The sequence below is a fragment of the Luteimonas sp. A277 genome, from assembly GCF_054052045.1.
The window spans coordinates 1-15,161 of sequence record NZ_JBSVRG010000005.1; the positions used below are offsets into that span (position 1 = coordinate 1).

General features: G+C 65.1%; 12 protein-coding genes and 2 pseudogenes. 8 read left to right on the forward strand and 6 right to left on the reverse strand.

Annotated features, from left to right (window positions below):
- The 4 genes from ACW7G2_RS06040 to xerD form a co-directional block, all read right to left on the reverse strand.
- Positions 1 to 978, reverse strand: a 978-nt coding sequence (locus ACW7G2_RS06040) for an ESPR-type extended signal peptide-containing protein (protein WP_456973764.1), incomplete at its 3' end; no start/stop codon positions are given.
- 531 nt (positions 979 to 1,509) lie between these two features.
- On the reverse strand, positions 1,510 to 5,424 hold the full coding sequence (purL, locus tag ACW7G2_RS06045; protein ID WP_456973766.1) for a phosphoribosylformylglycinamidine synthase: 3,915 nt from the start codon (positions 5,422 to 5,424) through the stop codon (positions 1,510 to 1,512).
- A gap of 292 nt (positions 5,425 to 5,716) precedes the next feature.
- Entirely contained in the window at positions 5,717 to 6,520 is an 804-nt protein-coding gene (locus ACW7G2_RS06050; RefSeq protein ID WP_456973768.1) for a thioredoxin fold domain-containing protein, read from the reverse strand.
- 83 nt (positions 6,521 to 6,603) lie between these two features.
- A complete protein-coding gene (gene xerD / locus ACW7G2_RS06055) occupies positions 6,604 to 7,575 on the reverse strand; it encodes a site-specific tyrosine recombinase XerD (protein WP_456973770.1) in 972 nt (323 codons plus the stop codon).
- Positions 7,576 to 7,646: 71 nt separating this feature from the next.
- On the opposite strand from xerD, the pseudogene ACW7G2_RS06060 reads away from it, so the two are divergent.
- The 4 genes and pseudogenes from ACW7G2_RS06060 to ACW7G2_RS06075 all read left to right on the forward strand — a co-directional run.
- Positions 7,647 to 7,753, forward strand: a pseudogene (locus ACW7G2_RS06060) (RDD family protein); the annotation flags it as partial.
- Between the two features lie 89 nt (positions 7,754 to 7,842).
- Positions 7,843 to 8,154: a type II toxin-antitoxin system RelE/ParE family toxin gene (locus ACW7G2_RS06065; protein ID WP_456973772.1), complete on the forward strand. Its 312-nt coding sequence runs from the start codon at positions 7,843 to 7,845 to the stop codon at positions 8,152 to 8,154.
- Between the two features lie 2 nt (positions 8,155 to 8,156).
- Positions 8,157 to 8,444 (forward strand): NadS family protein, encoded by a 288-nt coding sequence (gene nadS / locus ACW7G2_RS06070; protein WP_456973774.1) that lies wholly within the window; start codon positions 8,157 to 8,159, stop codon positions 8,442 to 8,444.
- Positions 8,445 to 8,514: 70 nt separating this feature from the next.
- Positions 8,515 to 8,985 carry an RDD family protein gene (locus tag ACW7G2_RS06075; RefSeq protein ID WP_456973776.1) on the forward strand — a complete coding sequence of 157 codons (471 nt, stop codon included), beginning with the start codon at positions 8,515 to 8,517 and terminating at the stop codon, positions 8,983 to 8,985.
- A gap of 69 nt (positions 8,986 to 9,054) precedes the next feature.
- On the opposite strand, the gene ACW7G2_RS06080 is transcribed toward ACW7G2_RS06075, so the two are convergent.
- Positions 9,055 to 10,077 (reverse strand): Rpn family recombination-promoting nuclease/putative transposase, encoded by a 1,023-nt coding sequence (locus ACW7G2_RS06080; protein ID WP_456973778.1) that lies wholly within the window; start codon positions 10,075 to 10,077, stop codon positions 9,055 to 9,057.
- A gap of 355 nt (positions 10,078 to 10,432) precedes the next feature.
- On the reverse strand, positions 10,433 to 10,747 hold the full coding sequence (locus ACW7G2_RS06085; protein WP_456974135.1) for a helix-turn-helix domain-containing protein: 315 nt from the start codon (positions 10,745 to 10,747) through the stop codon (positions 10,433 to 10,435).
- Positions 10,748 to 10,815: 68 nt separating this feature from the next.
- On the opposite strand from ACW7G2_RS06085, the pseudogene ACW7G2_RS06090 reads away from it, so the two are divergent.
- From ACW7G2_RS06090 to ACW7G2_RS06105, 4 genes and pseudogenes are all read left to right on the forward strand, one after another.
- Positions 10,816 to 10,984 (forward strand): annotated as a pseudogene (locus ACW7G2_RS06090) (RDD family protein); the annotation flags it as partial.
- A gap of 319 nt (positions 10,985 to 11,303) precedes the next feature.
- Entirely contained in the window at positions 11,304 to 11,765 is a 462-nt protein-coding gene (locus ACW7G2_RS06095; protein WP_456973780.1) for a pilin, read from the forward strand.
- A gap of 222 nt (positions 11,766 to 11,987) precedes the next feature.
- Complete coding sequence (gene pilB / locus ACW7G2_RS06100; RefSeq protein ID WP_456973782.1) at positions 11,988 to 13,709, forward strand: type IV-A pilus assembly ATPase PilB; 1,722 nt, start codon at positions 11,988 to 11,990, stop codon at positions 13,707 to 13,709.
- Between the two features lie 163 nt (positions 13,710 to 13,872).
- A complete protein-coding gene (locus ACW7G2_RS06105; protein WP_456973784.1) occupies positions 13,873 to 15,141 on the forward strand; it encodes a type II secretion system F family protein in 1,269 nt (422 codons plus the stop codon).
- Positions 15,142 to 15,161 lie beyond the last annotated feature (20 nt).

A 15,161-nucleotide genomic window follows, 5' to 3' on the forward strand; every position in this document is an offset into this window, starting at 1 on the left:
GCCTTGTTCGAACGCGCTCGCTCCGGAGCCCATGGCCGTGGCGTAGTCGCCATCCGCCATGGCATCCGAACCAGCCGCGGTTGCATCTTCGCCTTGGGCAAAGGCTTCGCCGTCACCGGTCGCGCGGAAGTACTGGTTGTAGGCGGTCGCATCTTCCAGCTGGTCCAGGTTCACCGCATCGGTCGCCTCGGTGCCCGCTGCCACGTTGGTGATCTGCCGCTCGGATCCGGCGCTGCCTACCGAGACGCTGTTGGCCCTGTCTGCAAACGACTCCATGCCCAGCGCAACGCTGCCGTCGGCGGCCGCATAGGCGTTGTAACCGAGCGCGGTGGAAGCCACCCCGTCGGCCCAGGACAGTGCACCTGCCGCCGTTGCCAGGTCATTGGTAGCACCGGAACCGGCCCCCAGTGCGGTCGCGGCCAGACCGGTTGCCTCAGCCGGTAAATTGTTATGCATCCCGCCAAGCGCGGTACTGCCGTATCCGGTCGCCTCGCTCTCCACGCCCACCGCGGTGCTGTTGTCCCCGCTCGCGAAGCTGTCGGAACCCAGCGCCACACTGTCGATGCCAAAGGCCGTGCTGTAGTTGCCCAGCGCCGTGCTGTTGTACCCGGACGCATACGCGTCGCCACCCACCGCCGTTGCGAAGTCCCCCCTGGCGTCTGCATTCGCGCCAATGGCCACCGCGTCGATTCCGGTGGCGCTGGCCGTTCCGGCCACGGCGCACTGGGCCGCGATCTCAGCGCTCGGGGTTTCGATGGTGCAATCCACGTTGCCACCCACTTCCACCGACTGCGCGAGCGCAAGCGGTGCGGACATGCCGAACAACAGGGCGCTCACCGCCACGGCGAGCCACCTGGGCTGCAGGGCGGCGCTACCGCCTTCCCCGCGGACGCCGGGGCTGTCGCCCGTGGCCAGCTCGGAAGCGACAACCAGTTGACCCAGCGACTTGTTCCAGACCTTGCGGTAGATGCGATTCATGAACTGCGACCCCTTGCGTTCTGATGCCGATTGAAAAGAAAAGCGGGCCATCGCACCGCCCCTTGAGACGGTGCTGACCCGATGTAATGTCTTTCTAGGGAACGGACGGCATGTGCACCATCACCCCAAGGCTGCGCGCGCAATGCACTGCGCCTGCCACATTCGTCGGTCCCAAGTGAAGCCCCTCGATGAACACTCCCTGACCGATTTCTTACGGCACCCTGTCGGAGGACGTCAAGTTTTGCCGCAGTGCGACATAAATCCTCCGCGACTGTTTCACAGCGTGACGGAGGACACGGTCCTGGTCCGACGCGGCGAGTCAACGGATTGATCAGTCAACGGGTGCCCCAAGGCACCCTTCTTCACAAAGAATTAACGAAATGTTCCACGGAGGCCGGCGAGGTTTTCCCGCAAATTCCCGCCGGCCCGGCAAACATCGTGCACGGAAAATCACCCCTGCCGGACGAGCGGCAAGGGTGATATGCGTGTCAGGGGAACGTCAGACGCCGGGGCCTCGGCCCCGGTCGGGGATCAGCCCACCCAGCGGCGGGCGTTGTGGAAGATCCGCATCCAGGGCGACTGGCCGGGCCAGTCGGTAGGGTGCCAGCTGAAGTTGGCGCTACGCAGGGTGCGCTCGGGGTGCGGCATCATGATCGTGGCGCGGCCGTCTTCACTGCACAGGCCGGCCACCGCATCGGTGGATCCGTTGGGGTCAGCTGGATACGAAACCGCCGGAGCACCGTCGCCTTCCACGTAGCGCAGGCCCACCCGGGCCGCCGCACGGTCCGCCTCGGACAGGTATTCCGCCCGGCCCTCACCGTGTGACACCACCACCGGGATCCGCGATCCGGCCATGCCGGACAGCAGCACCGAGGGCGATTCCAGCAGTTCCACCATCGCCAGGCGCGCTTCGAACTGCTCGCTGCGGTTGCGCTGGAACATGGGCCAGTTGCCGGCACCGGGGATGATGTCGCGCAGTTGCGACATCATCTGGCAGCCGTTGCACACGCCCAGCGAGAACGTATCCGGGCGGGTGAAGTAGGCTTCAAACGCCTCGCGCACCGCCGGGTTTTCCAGGATCGAGGTAGCCCAGCCACGGCCCGCGCCCAGCACGTCGCCGTAGCTGAAGCCGCCGCAGGCCACCAGGCCCTTGAAGTCGTCCAGCGCAACCCGCCCTTCCAGCAGGTCGCTCATGTGTACGTCCACCGCGGCAAAACCGGCGCGGTCAAAGCCAGCGGCCATTTCGACCTGGCCGTTCACTCCCTGCTCGCGCAGGATCGCCACCTTCGGCCTGGCCACGCCGGTCACCGCCGGCGCCTGGCCCTCGGCAGGATCAAACGTCAGCACCGGCTGCAGGCCCGGCGCATCAAAATCGCGCCGCCCCGCGCGCTCGGCATCGGCGGATTCGGGGTTGTCGCGCAGCCGCTGCAGCGCATGGCTTACCGACCACCACGCGTCGAACAGCTCCTGCCAGCTCCATTCCACCATCACCTGGTCGTCGCCAAGCACGCGGACCGAAGCGGCGGAAGTGGGCCGGGCGATGCGCTGCGCGCATTCCACCAGGCCGTGGCGAGCCACCAGGTCGGCAAATTCGGCGCGGTGCTCGGTAGCGATCTGCACCACCGCGCCCAGCTCCTCGTTGAACAGCGTGCGGAACACATCCTCGCTGCGATCGTCGCCCCAGTCGTCCAGGTCGATATCCAGGCCGCGACGCGAGGCAAACGCCATCTCGCACAGCGTGGCGAATGCGCCGCCGTCGGAGCGGTCGTGGTAGGCCAGCAGCAGGCCCGCTTCGCGCGCATCGCGCACCAGCTCAAACAGCGCGCGCAGGCGCCCGGGGTTGTCCAGGTCCGGGCAGGCGCCGCCGAACGCGCCATGGCACTGCGACAGCACCGATCCGCCCAGCCGCTGCCGCCCACCACCCAGGCCCAGCAGCCACAGCTCGGTATCCATGCGCGGCGACAGCAGCGGAGTCAGCTGCGCCGATACATCGCGCACCGGCGCAAACGCGGTCACCACCAGCGATACCGGCGAGACCGAGGAATGATCCTCGCCCTCGTGCTGCCAGCCCGCCTGCATCGACAGTGAGTCCTTGCCCACCGGGATGCTCAGGTCCAGCGTCGGGCACAGCTCCATGCCCACCGCCTTGACCGCATCAAACAGGCGCGGGCCCTCGCCCTCGTGGCCGGCGGCCGCCATCCAGTTGGCCGAGAGCTTGATCCGCTCCAGGCTCTCCAGCGGCGCCGCGCACAGGTTGGTGATCGCCTCGCCCACGGCCATGCGCGCCGCGGCCTCGGGATCGATCAGCGCCAGCGGCGTGCGTTCGCCCAGGGCCATCGCTTCGCCGGCATTGCCCTCGTAATCGGACAGGGTGATCGCGCAGTCCGCCACCGGCAGCTGCCACGGCCCCACCATCTGGTCGCGCGCGGTCAGCCCGCCTACGGTGCGATCGCCAATGGTGATCAGGAAACTCTTGGAAGCCACGGTCGGGTGCGCCAGCACGCGCAGCCCGGCCTCGTGCAGATCAATGACCTTGGTGTTGAGCGCCGGGAAGCGCGAAGGCGCCGGGCGCGACTCGTCGCGGTGCACCTTGGGCGCCTTGCCGAACAGCACGTCCATCGGCAGGTCGATCGGGTGCGGACGGCCTGCCTGCGCAGCATCGGCGCGCGGGCCATCCGAGCCCCCATCGCCATTCGCCGTGACCCCGTAACCGACCAACAGGTGCTCCTCGGCCGTGGCCGTACCGACCACCGCGAACGGGCAGCGCTCGCGCTCGCACAGCGCGGTGAATTCCTCCAGCCGCGCCGGCGCGATCCCGATCACGTAGCGCTCCTGGGATTCGTTGCACCACAGCTGCATCGGCGACAGCGACGGATCATCGCTGGGCACCTTGCCCAGGTCGATCACCCCACCCACGTCCGAGTCGTGCAGCAGCTCGGGGATCGCGTTGGAGAGCCCCCCCGCGCCCACGTCGTGGATCGTGAGGATGGGGCTGTCCTCGCCCAGCGCCACGCAGCGGTCGATCACTTCCTGGCAGCGGCGCTCCATTTCCGGGTTGTCGCGCTGCACGCTGGCGAAATCGACCGACTCGTCGCTGGTGCCGCCGGCCACCGAGCTGGCAGCGCCGCCGCCCAGGCCAATCAGCATCGCCGGCCCGCCCAGCACGATCACCAGATCGCCCGGCGACAGGCGCTTCTTCTCCACCTGGATCCGGTCCACCGCGCCCAGCCCACCAGCCAGCATGATCGGCTTGTCGTAAGCCCAGGCGAACTGCGCATCCACCGGCAGCTCGAAGCTGCGGAAATAGCCCACCAGGTTCGGGCGGCCGAACTCGTTGCCGAACGCCGCCGCGCCCAGCGGCCCGTCCAGCATGATTTCAAGCGCCGGCGCCATGCGCGGGTTCAGCGCGCGCGGCTGCTCCCACGGCTGCGGCAGGGTCGGAATGCGCAGGTGCGAGACCGAATACCCCGCCAGCCCCGCCTTGGGCCGCCCGCCGCGCCCGGTGGCGCCTTCGTCGCGGATCTCCCCGCCCACGCCGGTCGCCGCGCCCGCATAGGGCGAGATGGCGGTGGGATGGTTGTGGGTTTCCACCTTGATGCAGAACGCGCTGTCGGTGAGCGGCTCGGCACGGTATTCGGCGCTGACCGGATCCGGGCGGAACCGGCGCGCCTCAAAGCCCTCCACCACCGCCGCGTTGTCGCTGTAGGCGGTCAGGGTGTGCTCGGGCGTGACCGCGTGGGTGTTGCGGATCATGCGGAACAGCGAATGCGACTGGTCCTCGCCGTCCAGCGTCCAGCTGGCGTTGAAGATCTTGTGCCGGCAGTGCTCGGAGTTCGCCTGGGCGAACATCATCAGCTCAATGTCGGACGGATCCCGGCCCAGCGCGCCGAAGCGGTCGCGCAGGTATTCAATCTCGTCTTCCGCCAGGGCCAGGCCCAGGCGGGCGTTGGCCTCTTCCAGGTCCGCCAGCGCAATGCGCTCCAGCTCGCCGCGGCCCGGCGTGCGGAACAGCGCATCGGCCTCGTCGTGGGCTTCCAACAGCGACTGGGTCATCGGATCGTGCAGCAGCCGCTCCAGCGCGGCGGCCTCGGCCGCATTCGCGGGCCAGCCGGCGATATCCAGGCGCGTGCCGCGCTCCACCCGCTTCACCTCAACCCCGGCGTGAGCCAACAGCTCACTGGTCTTGCTGGCCCACGGCGAGATGGTGCCCAGCCGCGGCGCGACGAAGCGCGATACCGCGCCCCCGGCCAGCGGCTCGGCCCCGGTGCCAGCCTGCAGGATCCGCGCCAGGGCGCCCACATCGGGCTCGGCGCCGACTTGCGGCTGGATCCAGTACACGTGCCAGGCCCCCACCACGCGGGGAGCCGAAGGGAACAGTTTCAGACGCGCCTGCAGGCGCTCAAGCCGGAACGGCGACAGGGCGGGAAGGCCCTCGAGGACGATCATGTCCAACACACGGAAAAGGCGGCCCGCCATTGTACCGGACACCTACCCGCCAAACGACGCCCCCGCCCGACACTACTCGCGCCGCCGAGACCTGTAGGAGCGCGTCATACGCGCGAAGCCGCGTGAATTCTGGCCCTGCGGCGGGGCTTCGGTAACGGCGAAGGGTCCGGCGCCGCGCTCCGCCACCCTGATTCACGCGGCTTCGCGCGTATGACGCGCTCCTACAAAAAAGGCGTCACCCCATTAAGGCGCCCCCCAAAGGCGTCACCCCCAAAAAGGTGCCGCCCCGGAATCAGGGATTACCTGCCGCCATCTGATCCAACGCATCACGCAGCGCGGCTGGCGGCATGTACCCCGGCATCTGCATGCCGTCTTCGGTCACGATCAGCGGCGTGCCCTGCAGGCCCACGCGCTGGCCCAGCTCCCACTGCTCGGCCACCGGGTTGTCGCAGCTGGCCGAGGCCACGCGCTTGCCGTTCTTGGCATCGGTCATGGCCTGCTTCGGGTCATCCGCGCACCACACCGACACCATTTTCCCGTAGTCCTCGCTTTCCAGCCCCATGCGCGGGAAGGCCAGGTACTGCACCTCGATCCCGAGCCGGTTGTACTCCTCGATCTCCTGGTGCAGGCGGCGGCAGTAGCCGCACTCCACGTCGGTGAACACCGCCACCGTGTAGCGCGGGTTCTCCGGCGCAAACACGATCCGCTCTTCCACCGGCGACAGCTTCATCAGCTCCTTTCGCACCTTGGCCAGGCCGTCCTGGCTGAGGTCGCGACGCGCCTCAACGTCATACAGGCTGCCCTGGATCAGGTAGCGCCCGTCGTTGCTCACGTACACCACCTGGCCGCCGACCACTACTTCCTGGTAGCCCTCGATCGGGGCCGGTTCCACGCTGTCCACCTGTATCTGCGGGTTGACCTGGGCGATCGCCTCCAGCGCGCGCGCCTTGGGCGTGCCCGGCTCGGCCTCCACCCGGGGCGGGTCCAGTGCGGGCGTTACAGGAATCGCATCCGCGCCATCCGCCTCCGGATCCGGCGCCTGCGCACAGGCTGACAGGCTGAACGCGCAGAGCAGGACAAACAGATAAGGCTTCATACAGGCGGGAACCTCGGAGCGGACGGAAGCGACATTATTCCACGCCGACCCCCACCCGCGGCTGAGCGTGGCGCAGGGCCGACCTACGCGCGTGGGTGGTGGTGGGCGTGCAGCTGCTTCAGCTTTTCCCGCGCCACCAGGGTGTAGATCTGCGTGGTGGAGAGCGAGCTGTGGCCCAGCAGCATCTGCAGCGCGCGCAGGTCCGCGCCATGGTTGAGCAGGTGGGTGGCGAAACTGTGGCGCAGCCCGTGCGGGCTCACCCCCTGCGGATCAATACCGGCCAGCGCCGCATACTTCTTCACCGCCAGCCAGAACGCCTGCCGGCTCAGCGGCCCCCGCCGCGGCCCGAGGAACAGCGGCGTCCCGGCGCCCGCTCCGGCCGGCACCCGCCCGCCAGCCAGCAGCGGGCGTGCCTCTTCCAGGTAACGCTCCAGCCAGTGCTGCGCCTCCTCGCCCAGCGGCACCAGCCGCTCCTTGCCGCCCTTGCCCGCTACCCGCAGCACGCCCTGGCGCAGGTTCACCCCGTTGGCCGGCAGGCCCACCAGTTCGCTCACCCGCAGCCCGCAGGCGTACATCAGCTCCAGCATGGCCTTGTCGCGCAGCCCGGCCGGCGCATCCACATCCGGCGCCGCCAGCAGTGCATCCACCTGGCTTTCGGTCAGCGCCCTGGGCAGCAGCCGGCCCAGCTTCGGCGCCTCGATCAAAGCGGTGGGGTCATCACCGCGCGCCCCGCGCTGCAGCAGATGGCCGTAGAACGCCCGCAGCACCGACAGCAAGCGCGCATTGCTGCGCGCCGAATAGCCTTCCCGCGTGCGCCAGGCCAGGTAACCGTGCAGCACCTCCCGGTCCGCCCCGACCAGCCCCCCACCGCGCCCGTCATTCCAGCGCGCCAGCATGGCCAGATCACGGCGGTAGCTGTCCAGCGTCTGCTTCGCCAGCCCGCGCTCGGCCCAGATGGCATCAAGAAACGTATCGATCGCGCGCGCGTCCCCGTCCGCGAGGGGCGGCAATTGCATCGCCTTCTGGCGGCGGTCGGCGGGGCTACGACTGGTCATGCGAAAACGATACCCCACCCGCAGAAGGTCTTTCGGGCAGCTCGCCCTGTTCTACGATCCTGCGCCCGATGCTGGCGCTGTGGCTCCTCACCACCTTCTGGGCCTGGTTCGATCGGACCGACTGACCTGGCATGACCGGGCCAGCGGCACCCGGCTGATCCGCAAAGCCAAACGCTGATCGGCCGGGCATACGTACGCAGTGTTCCACCAGACAATCATCCACATACGCCATTGACGCACCTACGCCAATGGCGTACTTTTGCCTTTATGATCTTCATCGAGACCTCCGTATTTACACGGCAAGTCGAAGCGCTGCTCAATGAAGATGAATACCTGCAGTTCCAGCAGCATCTGGCCGCGCATCCGAACGCGGGTGATGTCATTCCGGACACGGGCGGGCTGCGCAAGCTGCGGATTGCAGCCAAGGGCAAAGGAAAGCGTGGCGGCGCAAGGGTGATCTATTTCCACGTTGCCGCGGCACACCAGATCCGCTTGCTGTTGATCTATCCGAAGAACGTCAAGGACGACCTGAGCGAAGACGAAAAGCGCGTACTGCGCGTCCTTAACGAAAGGTGGTAGCCATGGACAAAAAGCTGTTTTCCGAGTTGGTCGAAAGCATGACCGAGATGGACGAAATCGTCCGCGGCGAGCGTGCGCCCAGCCGTGAATTCCACGTTGATGCAACCGACGTAAAACGCATCCGCGCCGCAACCAATCTCTCCCAGGTCAAGTTCGCACGCCTGATCGCGGTTGAGGTGGGCACCCTTCGGAACTGGGAGCAAGGCCGACGCGAACCAACCGGCCCCGCCAAAGCGCTTTTGCGGGTCATCGAGAAAGAACCCGAAGCCGCCATTCGCGCCCTGCGCTGATACGCCGACCAAACGGCAAGGACATCAGCCTTGGTGTCTTGCCAACCAGCACCACTTGTATCCTTGTCCGATGGAAGAGACACCACCCGCAGAGCCCTCCCCGCCACGCGCCCACATTCCCTGGCGCCTGCTCGCCCTGTTCTACGACCTGTGGCCGGCGCTGGCGCTGTGGTTCCTCACTGCCGTGCCGTTCATGCTGGTGGATGCCGCCATCCACGGCGACGTGCGCCACAACATCGAGCCCTTCAGCCTCACCCAGTGGCTGCTGTGGATCACCTGCTGGGCAGTGGCCGGCATCTACGCCACCTGGAGCTGGCGCCGCGGCGGCCAGACCCTGGGCATGCGTCCGTGGCGGATCCGGCTGGTAGCCGCGGATGGTGCCACGCCCAGCTGGGGGGCTTTGTGGCGGCGCTATCTGGTGGGCACTGCATCGCTACTGCTAGCCGGCGCCGGCTTTTTCTGGGCATGGTTTGATCGTGATCGGCTGACTTGGCACGACCGCGCCAGCGGCACCCGGCTGATCCGCGAAGCCAAGCGCTGATCCGGCGGGACACACGGGGCCGTGGCCGCCAGGCGTGCCATCTCCGCCGACCGCCTCCTTGGCCCGCGCTCACCGAACCGCCTGAAACACCTCTTCCAGGCTCGGCGCATCCAGCAGCCGCTCGGCCCATAGGCCCAGGGTCTCGGCGTCCGCGGCCGCCAGGCGCGCCAGCGCGGCCTCCGGAAGCGGCCCGAAGCGTCGCGTCAGCAAGCGCTGTACGGTTGCCCGCTCGCCTTCCAGGCGACCTTGCTCCCGCCCCTGCTTCCGGCCCTGCTCCAAGCCCTGCTCCAAGCCCTGCTCCAACCCCTCCCGCTTCCACTCCCGGGTCCACTCGGTCACGCGTTCTGCAAGCATGGTTTCGGTCTCCTCAAGGGTCTCGGTGCGGGGGACTTCCTGTCCGGGAATCATACGCCGCAGGGCCACCCGGTGAATCCACACCGTGAACGCACGCCGGAGGCTGTCGTGTTCAGGCGTTGCCAGCTGCAGCCGCAGCCGCGCGATTTCGTACTGCAGCGTTTCCAGATCCCGACTGGCCTCCAGCGCCAGCAGGCGGCTGACCGCGTTGTCCGCCCGCTCGGCCTGCTCCGGCGCCACCTGACCCTCATCGAACAGAAAGTAGCGGAACCGCGGCTGGTAACGGGACAGTGTGCCGCCGGCCGGCGCCGCCAACAGTGGCTGCAGCAGCTTCGGCGCATTCCAGCGCGGCCGGCCGTTATAGATCACCAGCGGAAACACCGGCGGCAGCCGCTTGTCTGCGGTCAACTGCTTCGAACGCACCAGGTCCTGCCACAGCAAACCGACATAATTCATCAGCCGCAGGGCCATCCAGCGATCACTGCGACTCTGGAATTCAAACAGCAGGTAGAGGTAGAGCCACCCGCCATCATCGGCCATGCGCACCCGCCACACGACATCATCACTGCGCTGCTGGAGGCGATCGGCGACGTAATGGCCGTTGACCCGCTCAAGGGTGGCGAAATCAAGCCGCCGCACCCAGTCTTCCTGGACGAATCCTTCCAGCAGTTCCCGCACCATCAGCGGATGCGAGAACAGCAGCTTGTAGGCACCGTCGTGCGCTTCCCGGGCTGGCATTGGACCTCCTTGTCCAATGGGCGAGGTAGCCAGAATCGCAGAACGCTGCCGCAGCGTCTGTCGGAAAACTCCCCTCCCCATCGTGGGAAAAGCTGATGCCGCGCCATCGAAGATCGCCTGTCCCAGCACCGGCAGGGTAGACCTGGCCAGGTCAGCTGGCTCTCTTCCGGCAGGTGATAGCAAAGCTCATCCTGATGGTTCGACTCATGCGCGGTCATCGCTGTCTCGTCCTTCCATGGGATAGCCGCCCTCCCGACGAATGCAAGTGGGGGCGACATCGGACCCCTCCCGCTCCTGCGGGAGCGGGCCATGCCACCGGCCCCCATCGACCGCGCGCCTGCTCTCCACCCGATGATCAGGTCAGCGCCGCCAGGTGCTCCACCGTTTCCGGGTACTTCTGCACCAGCCGAATCAGCGTCGTGGCCTGCGCATTCGGCTTCGCCCGACCCTGCTCCCAGTTCTCGAGGGTGCGGGGATTGGTACGCAGGTACATCGCGAACACCGGACGCGACATCTTCAACTGCTCGCGAATCCGGATCAGCTCGTCCGCAGTCACTTCCCGAAGTTCTTCCAGCTGCACCTTGTGGGAGCGCAGCGTGATCTTGCCCTCGCGTTCCGCTGCAAGGGCATCGAAACCTTCAATCAATTCGGAAAACACATCACGCTTCATCACGTCCTCGCATCCATCTCGGCTTTCAACAACTGTCTCAGTACCTTTTTCTGCGCTTCACCCAGATCATCTACGCCACCTGGAGCTGGCGCCGCGGCGGGCAGACCCTGGGCATGCGTCCGTGGCGGATCCGGCTGGTGACCGTAGGCATGGTTCGATCGTGATCGGCTGACCTGGCATGACCGGGCCAGTGGCACCAGATTGGAGCGAATGACCAAACGCCCACGCAAATCCTGAGGAAGGCCCACGCAAAGGGCGAGACTTGCGACCAACGCGTGACATCCGTCACAATTATCCGGTCATAGGGTTTACCCCAGATCCAAGAATTGTCACTTCGCGTCAGAAGATGACGCTAAAGGCCGGCCTCGCTGAATCAACCAGCGCCACAACTGTGACAGGCCCCGCCCAAGCCACTTGACGTCCCCCACAAAGTCCACCTTGGCACGCATCATGCGTACTCTTCATTGCACGTGCGGTATCGCACGGCTGCCCAACGGACCCGGCGTCAGCCGACCATGCGGCACGTGACTTTCAATAACTCCTAGGGGATACACAAATGAAAAAGTCGATACAGAAGGGTTTTACCCTGATCGAACTGATGATCGTTGTGGCGATCATTGCCATCCTGGCGGCGATTGCGCTGCCGGCTTATCAGAACTACGTGGCGCGTTCGCAGGTCACTGCCGGTTTGGCCGACATCCGTGCTGGCGTGACGGCCTATGAAGAGGGCATTCAGGCTGGCAATCGCATCGACGACCCCACTGATGTAACGAATTTGGGCTTGGCAGCTACCACCCCGCGTTGCGCGATCACGGCAACTGGCGCGTGGAATGCCCCTTCTGGCCAAACCATCGTTTGCACGCTGAACGGCAACCCCAACGTGGACGACAAGACCGTTACCTTGACTCGTGACACCAATGGGCAGTGGCCTTGCACCGTGGCAAGCGACCTGGATCCCAAGCATGTACCAGCCGGTTGCACCATTGGCGCCGCCACACCCACACCTCCGAATCCGTAATCACTACGGCGACAGCTGAGACATGGAGCCCCGCTACGGCGGGGCTCCTTTCTTTTAGCGAGTGCGACAATTCACCATATGTACCTAGAAACACGCCGTTCGCTCCAGCCTAGAGCTCAAGCTCCCAGCGGACGATGAGGAATATCGGAGAAAAGTGCCCGTCCGTGAGTTTCGCAACTATTTCGATATAGTTAGCAATAGCGCGATAAGAAGAACAGACCTATGACCGCGACCCTCGCAGCGAATCTAGTCGGCATCACCGGCATCGCCCGCCGCCTAGTCCTGGACGGCGCTCTTGATGAAAGCAGCGCCCGCGAAGCATTAGACAAGGCAACCATCGAACGTAAGCCCGTAGCCCTGTGGCTACGCGAGAAGAAGGCGGTGACCGCTGCCCAACTAGCTGCGGCCAACTGCATCGAGTTTGGGATGCCTCTCTTTGACCCGTCGGTCATGGACGTTGGCCAAGGCGCAATCAAACTCGTTAGTGAAGAGTTGCTGCGTAAGCACAACGTGCTGCCGCTGTTCAAGCGGGGCGGCAAGCTGTTCGTCGGCACCAGCGATCCAACCAACAGTCCAGCATTGGACGAGATCAAGTTCAATGCCAACCTGGTGGTGGAGCCGATCCTGGTCGATGAAGACGCCCTGCGACGGACGCTGGAATTATGGCTGGAAGCCACCGACAGCTTCGGCGACGCGCTAGAGGATGCGGAAGGGCTGGAGAACCTGGATGTCGGCGGCGATGAAGCGGGAAGTGACAGTGGCAGTGACGTCAAAGGTGACGACACCCCAGTCGTCAAGTTCGTCAACAAGGTGCTGGTGGATGCGATCAAGAAGGGCGCATCCGACATCCACTTTGAGCCCTACGAGACCGACTACCGGGTGCGCCTACGTATCGATGGCATCCTGAAGCAGGCTGCCAAGATGCCGGTGAAGTTGAACCAGCGCATCACCGCCCGGTTGAAGGTTATGGCCCAGCTGGATATTGCCGAGAAGCGGGTCCCTCAGGACGGCCGCATCAAGCTCAATCTCAGCAAGACCAAACAGATCGACTTCCGGGTCAGTACCCTGCCCACCCTGTTCGGCGAGAAAGTGGTGCTGCGCATCCTGGATGGCAGCGCGGCCAAGCTTGGAATCGACAAGCTGGGCTACGAGGAAGACCAGAAAAATCTGTTTATGGAGGCGATCCAGAAGCCCTACGGCATGGTGCTGGCAACCGGCCCTACCGGCTCGGGTAAAACGGTGAGCCTGTACACCGCGCTGAACATCCTCAACAACGATGAGCGCAACATCTCCACGGTGGAAGATCCGGTGGAAATCCGGGTATCGGGGATCAACCAGGTACAGATGAACGTGAAGCGCGGCATGACCTTTGCCGCCGCGTTGCGCAGCTTCCTGCGCCAGGACCCTGATGTGATCATGGTGGGTGAGATCCGTGACTTGGAAACTGCGGAGATCGCCATCAAGGCCGCGCAGACCGGCCACATGGTTCTCAGCACCCTGCATACCAACGACGCCCCCCAGACCATTGCCCGCATGATGAACATGGGGGTGGCGCCGTACAACATCACCAGTTCCGTGACGTTGGTGATTGCCCAGCGCCTGGCCCGGCGACTGTGCAACCGATGCAAAAAGCCGCTGGAATTGCCCGAAGCGGCGCTGCTTGCCGAAGGCTTTACCAGCGATGAAATCCACGAAGGCCTGAAGATCTACGATGCGGTGGGCTGTGACGAGTGCACCAGCGGCTACAAGGGCCGCTCCGGCATCTACCAGGTGATGCCGATGAGCGAGGAGATCCAGGAGATTGTGCTGCAGGGGGGCAATGCGTTGCAGATTGCCGAGGCGGCACAGAAGGCTGGGGTGCGAGACCTGCGCCAGTCCGGATTGATGAAGGTGAAGCAAGGAGTCACCAGCTTGGCGGAAATCGACCGGGTGACGACCGACTAGTTCGACCGTTGCGGTGCCCACTGGATGATGCAGGTGGCGTTCTGGGACGGAGGGCGGGCCAAACCCGGCTCGGCGTCACACTGCCGAATTACACAAGTGCCCGCGACCCGCTACCATGCTGGAATCGACCGGCTGGGGAGGCCGGGCCAGGGGAGTCACAACAATGTCCATGAGCCGTACCGCCGCCAGGAAGTCCGCACGATCCGCCGGGACAGCGCGCCAAGGCGTGACCCTGGACACCTTTGTCTGGCAAGGCACCGACAAGCGCGGCCAGAAGATGAAGGGCGAGCAGCAGGCCAAGAACGCCAACCTGCTGCGCGCCGAGCTCCGCCGCCAGGGCATCATGCCTACGGTGGTCAAGGCCAAGCCCAAGCCGCTGTTCGGCAGCACCGGCAAGACCATCACCCCCAAGGAAATCGCCGTATTCATGCGGCAGATTGCCACCATGATCAAGTCCGGCGTGCCCATCGTGCAGTCGTTGGAGATCATCGGCAACGGGCACAAGAACCCGAAGATGATGGAGATGGTGAACGCCATCCGCCTCGATATCGAGGGCGGCAGTCCATTCAACGAGGCGCTGGGCAAGTACCCGGTACAGTTCGATGAGCTCACCCGCAATCTGGTGAAGGTAGGCGAGGCCGCAGGCGTGCTGGAAACGGTGCTGGACAGCGTCGCCTCCTATAAGGAAAACATTGAAACGCTAAAGGGCAAGATCAAGAAGGCCCTGTTCTATCCAATCACGGTGGTCGCGGTAGCGATTATTGTCAGTGCGATCCTGCTGATTTTCGTGGTGCCGCAGTTCGAAGCCGTATTCCAGGGATTCGGAGCAGACTTGCCCGCCTTCACCCAGATGATCGTAGCGGCCAGCAAGTTCATGGTCAGCTACTGGTGGATGATTCTGGGCATCGTAGTGATAGCCGTATTCGGCTTCATATTTGCTTACAAGCGTTCACCCGCCCTGCAGCACTCAATGGACCGGCTGATGCTGAAAATTCCGATCATCGGTCAGGTGCTGCACAACGCAGCCATTGCCCGCTTCGCTCGCACTCTGGCCACGACCTTCCAGGCCGGCGTGCCGCTGGTGGAGGCGCTGGAATCGGTTGCCGGCGCCACCGGCAACCGCGTGTATGAGCAAGCCACCCACCGCATCCGCGAAGATGTGGCCGTGGGCTACCAGATGAACATGGCCATGAAGCAGGTGAACCTGTTTCCGCACATGGTGGTGCAGATGACCGCCATCGGCGAAGAGGCCGGTGCGCTGGACACCATGCTGTACAAGGTGGCGGACTTCTACGAGGAAGAGGTGAACAACGCGGTGGACGCGCTGAGCAGCCTGATTGAGCCGCTGATCATGATTTTCATCGGCATTGTGGTGGGCGGCATGGTGATCGGCATGTACCTGCCGATCTTCAAGCTGGCCTCTGTGGTCTAGGCAAACCGCAGCCGCGCGCA

Excerpts from the sequence above, each read along its gene's own strand:
- purL (WP_456973766.1), bottom strand. The coding sequence starts at position 5,424 with ATGATCGTCCTCGAGGGCCTTCCCGCCCTGTCGCCGTTCCGGCTTGAG.
- ACW7G2_RS06050 (WP_456973768.1), bottom strand. The coding sequence starts at position 6,520 with ATGAAGCCTTATCTGTTTGTCCTGCTCTGCGCGTTCAGCCTGTCAGCC.
- xerD (WP_456973770.1), bottom strand. The coding sequence starts at position 7,575 with ATGACCAGTCGTAGCCCCGCCGACCGCCGCCAGAAGGCGATGCAATTG.
- ACW7G2_RS06065 (WP_456973772.1), top strand. The coding sequence starts at position 7,843 with ATGATCTTCATCGAGACCTCCGTATTTACACGGCAAGTCGAAGCGCTG.
- nadS (WP_456973774.1), top strand. The coding sequence starts at position 8,157 with ATGGACAAAAAGCTGTTTTCCGAGTTGGTCGAAAGCATGACCGAGATG.
- ACW7G2_RS06075 (WP_456973776.1), top strand. The coding sequence starts at position 8,515 with ATGGAAGAGACACCACCCGCAGAGCCCTCCCCGCCACGCGCCCACATT.
- ACW7G2_RS06080 (WP_456973778.1), bottom strand. The coding sequence starts at position 10,077 with ATGCCAGCCCGGGAAGCGCACGACGGTGCCTACAAGCTGCTGTTCTCG.
- ACW7G2_RS06085 (WP_456974135.1), bottom strand. The coding sequence starts at position 10,747 with ATGAAGCGTGATGTGTTTTCCGAATTGATTGAAGGTTTCGATGCCCTT.
- ACW7G2_RS06095 (WP_456973780.1), top strand. The coding sequence starts at position 11,304 with ATGAAAAAGTCGATACAGAAGGGTTTTACCCTGATCGAACTGATGATC.
- pilB (WP_456973782.1), top strand. The coding sequence starts at position 11,988 with ATGACCGCGACCCTCGCAGCGAATCTAGTCGGCATCACCGGCATCGCC.
- ACW7G2_RS06105 (WP_456973784.1), top strand. The coding sequence starts at position 13,873 with ATGTCCATGAGCCGTACCGCCGCCAGGAAGTCCGCACGATCCGCCGGG.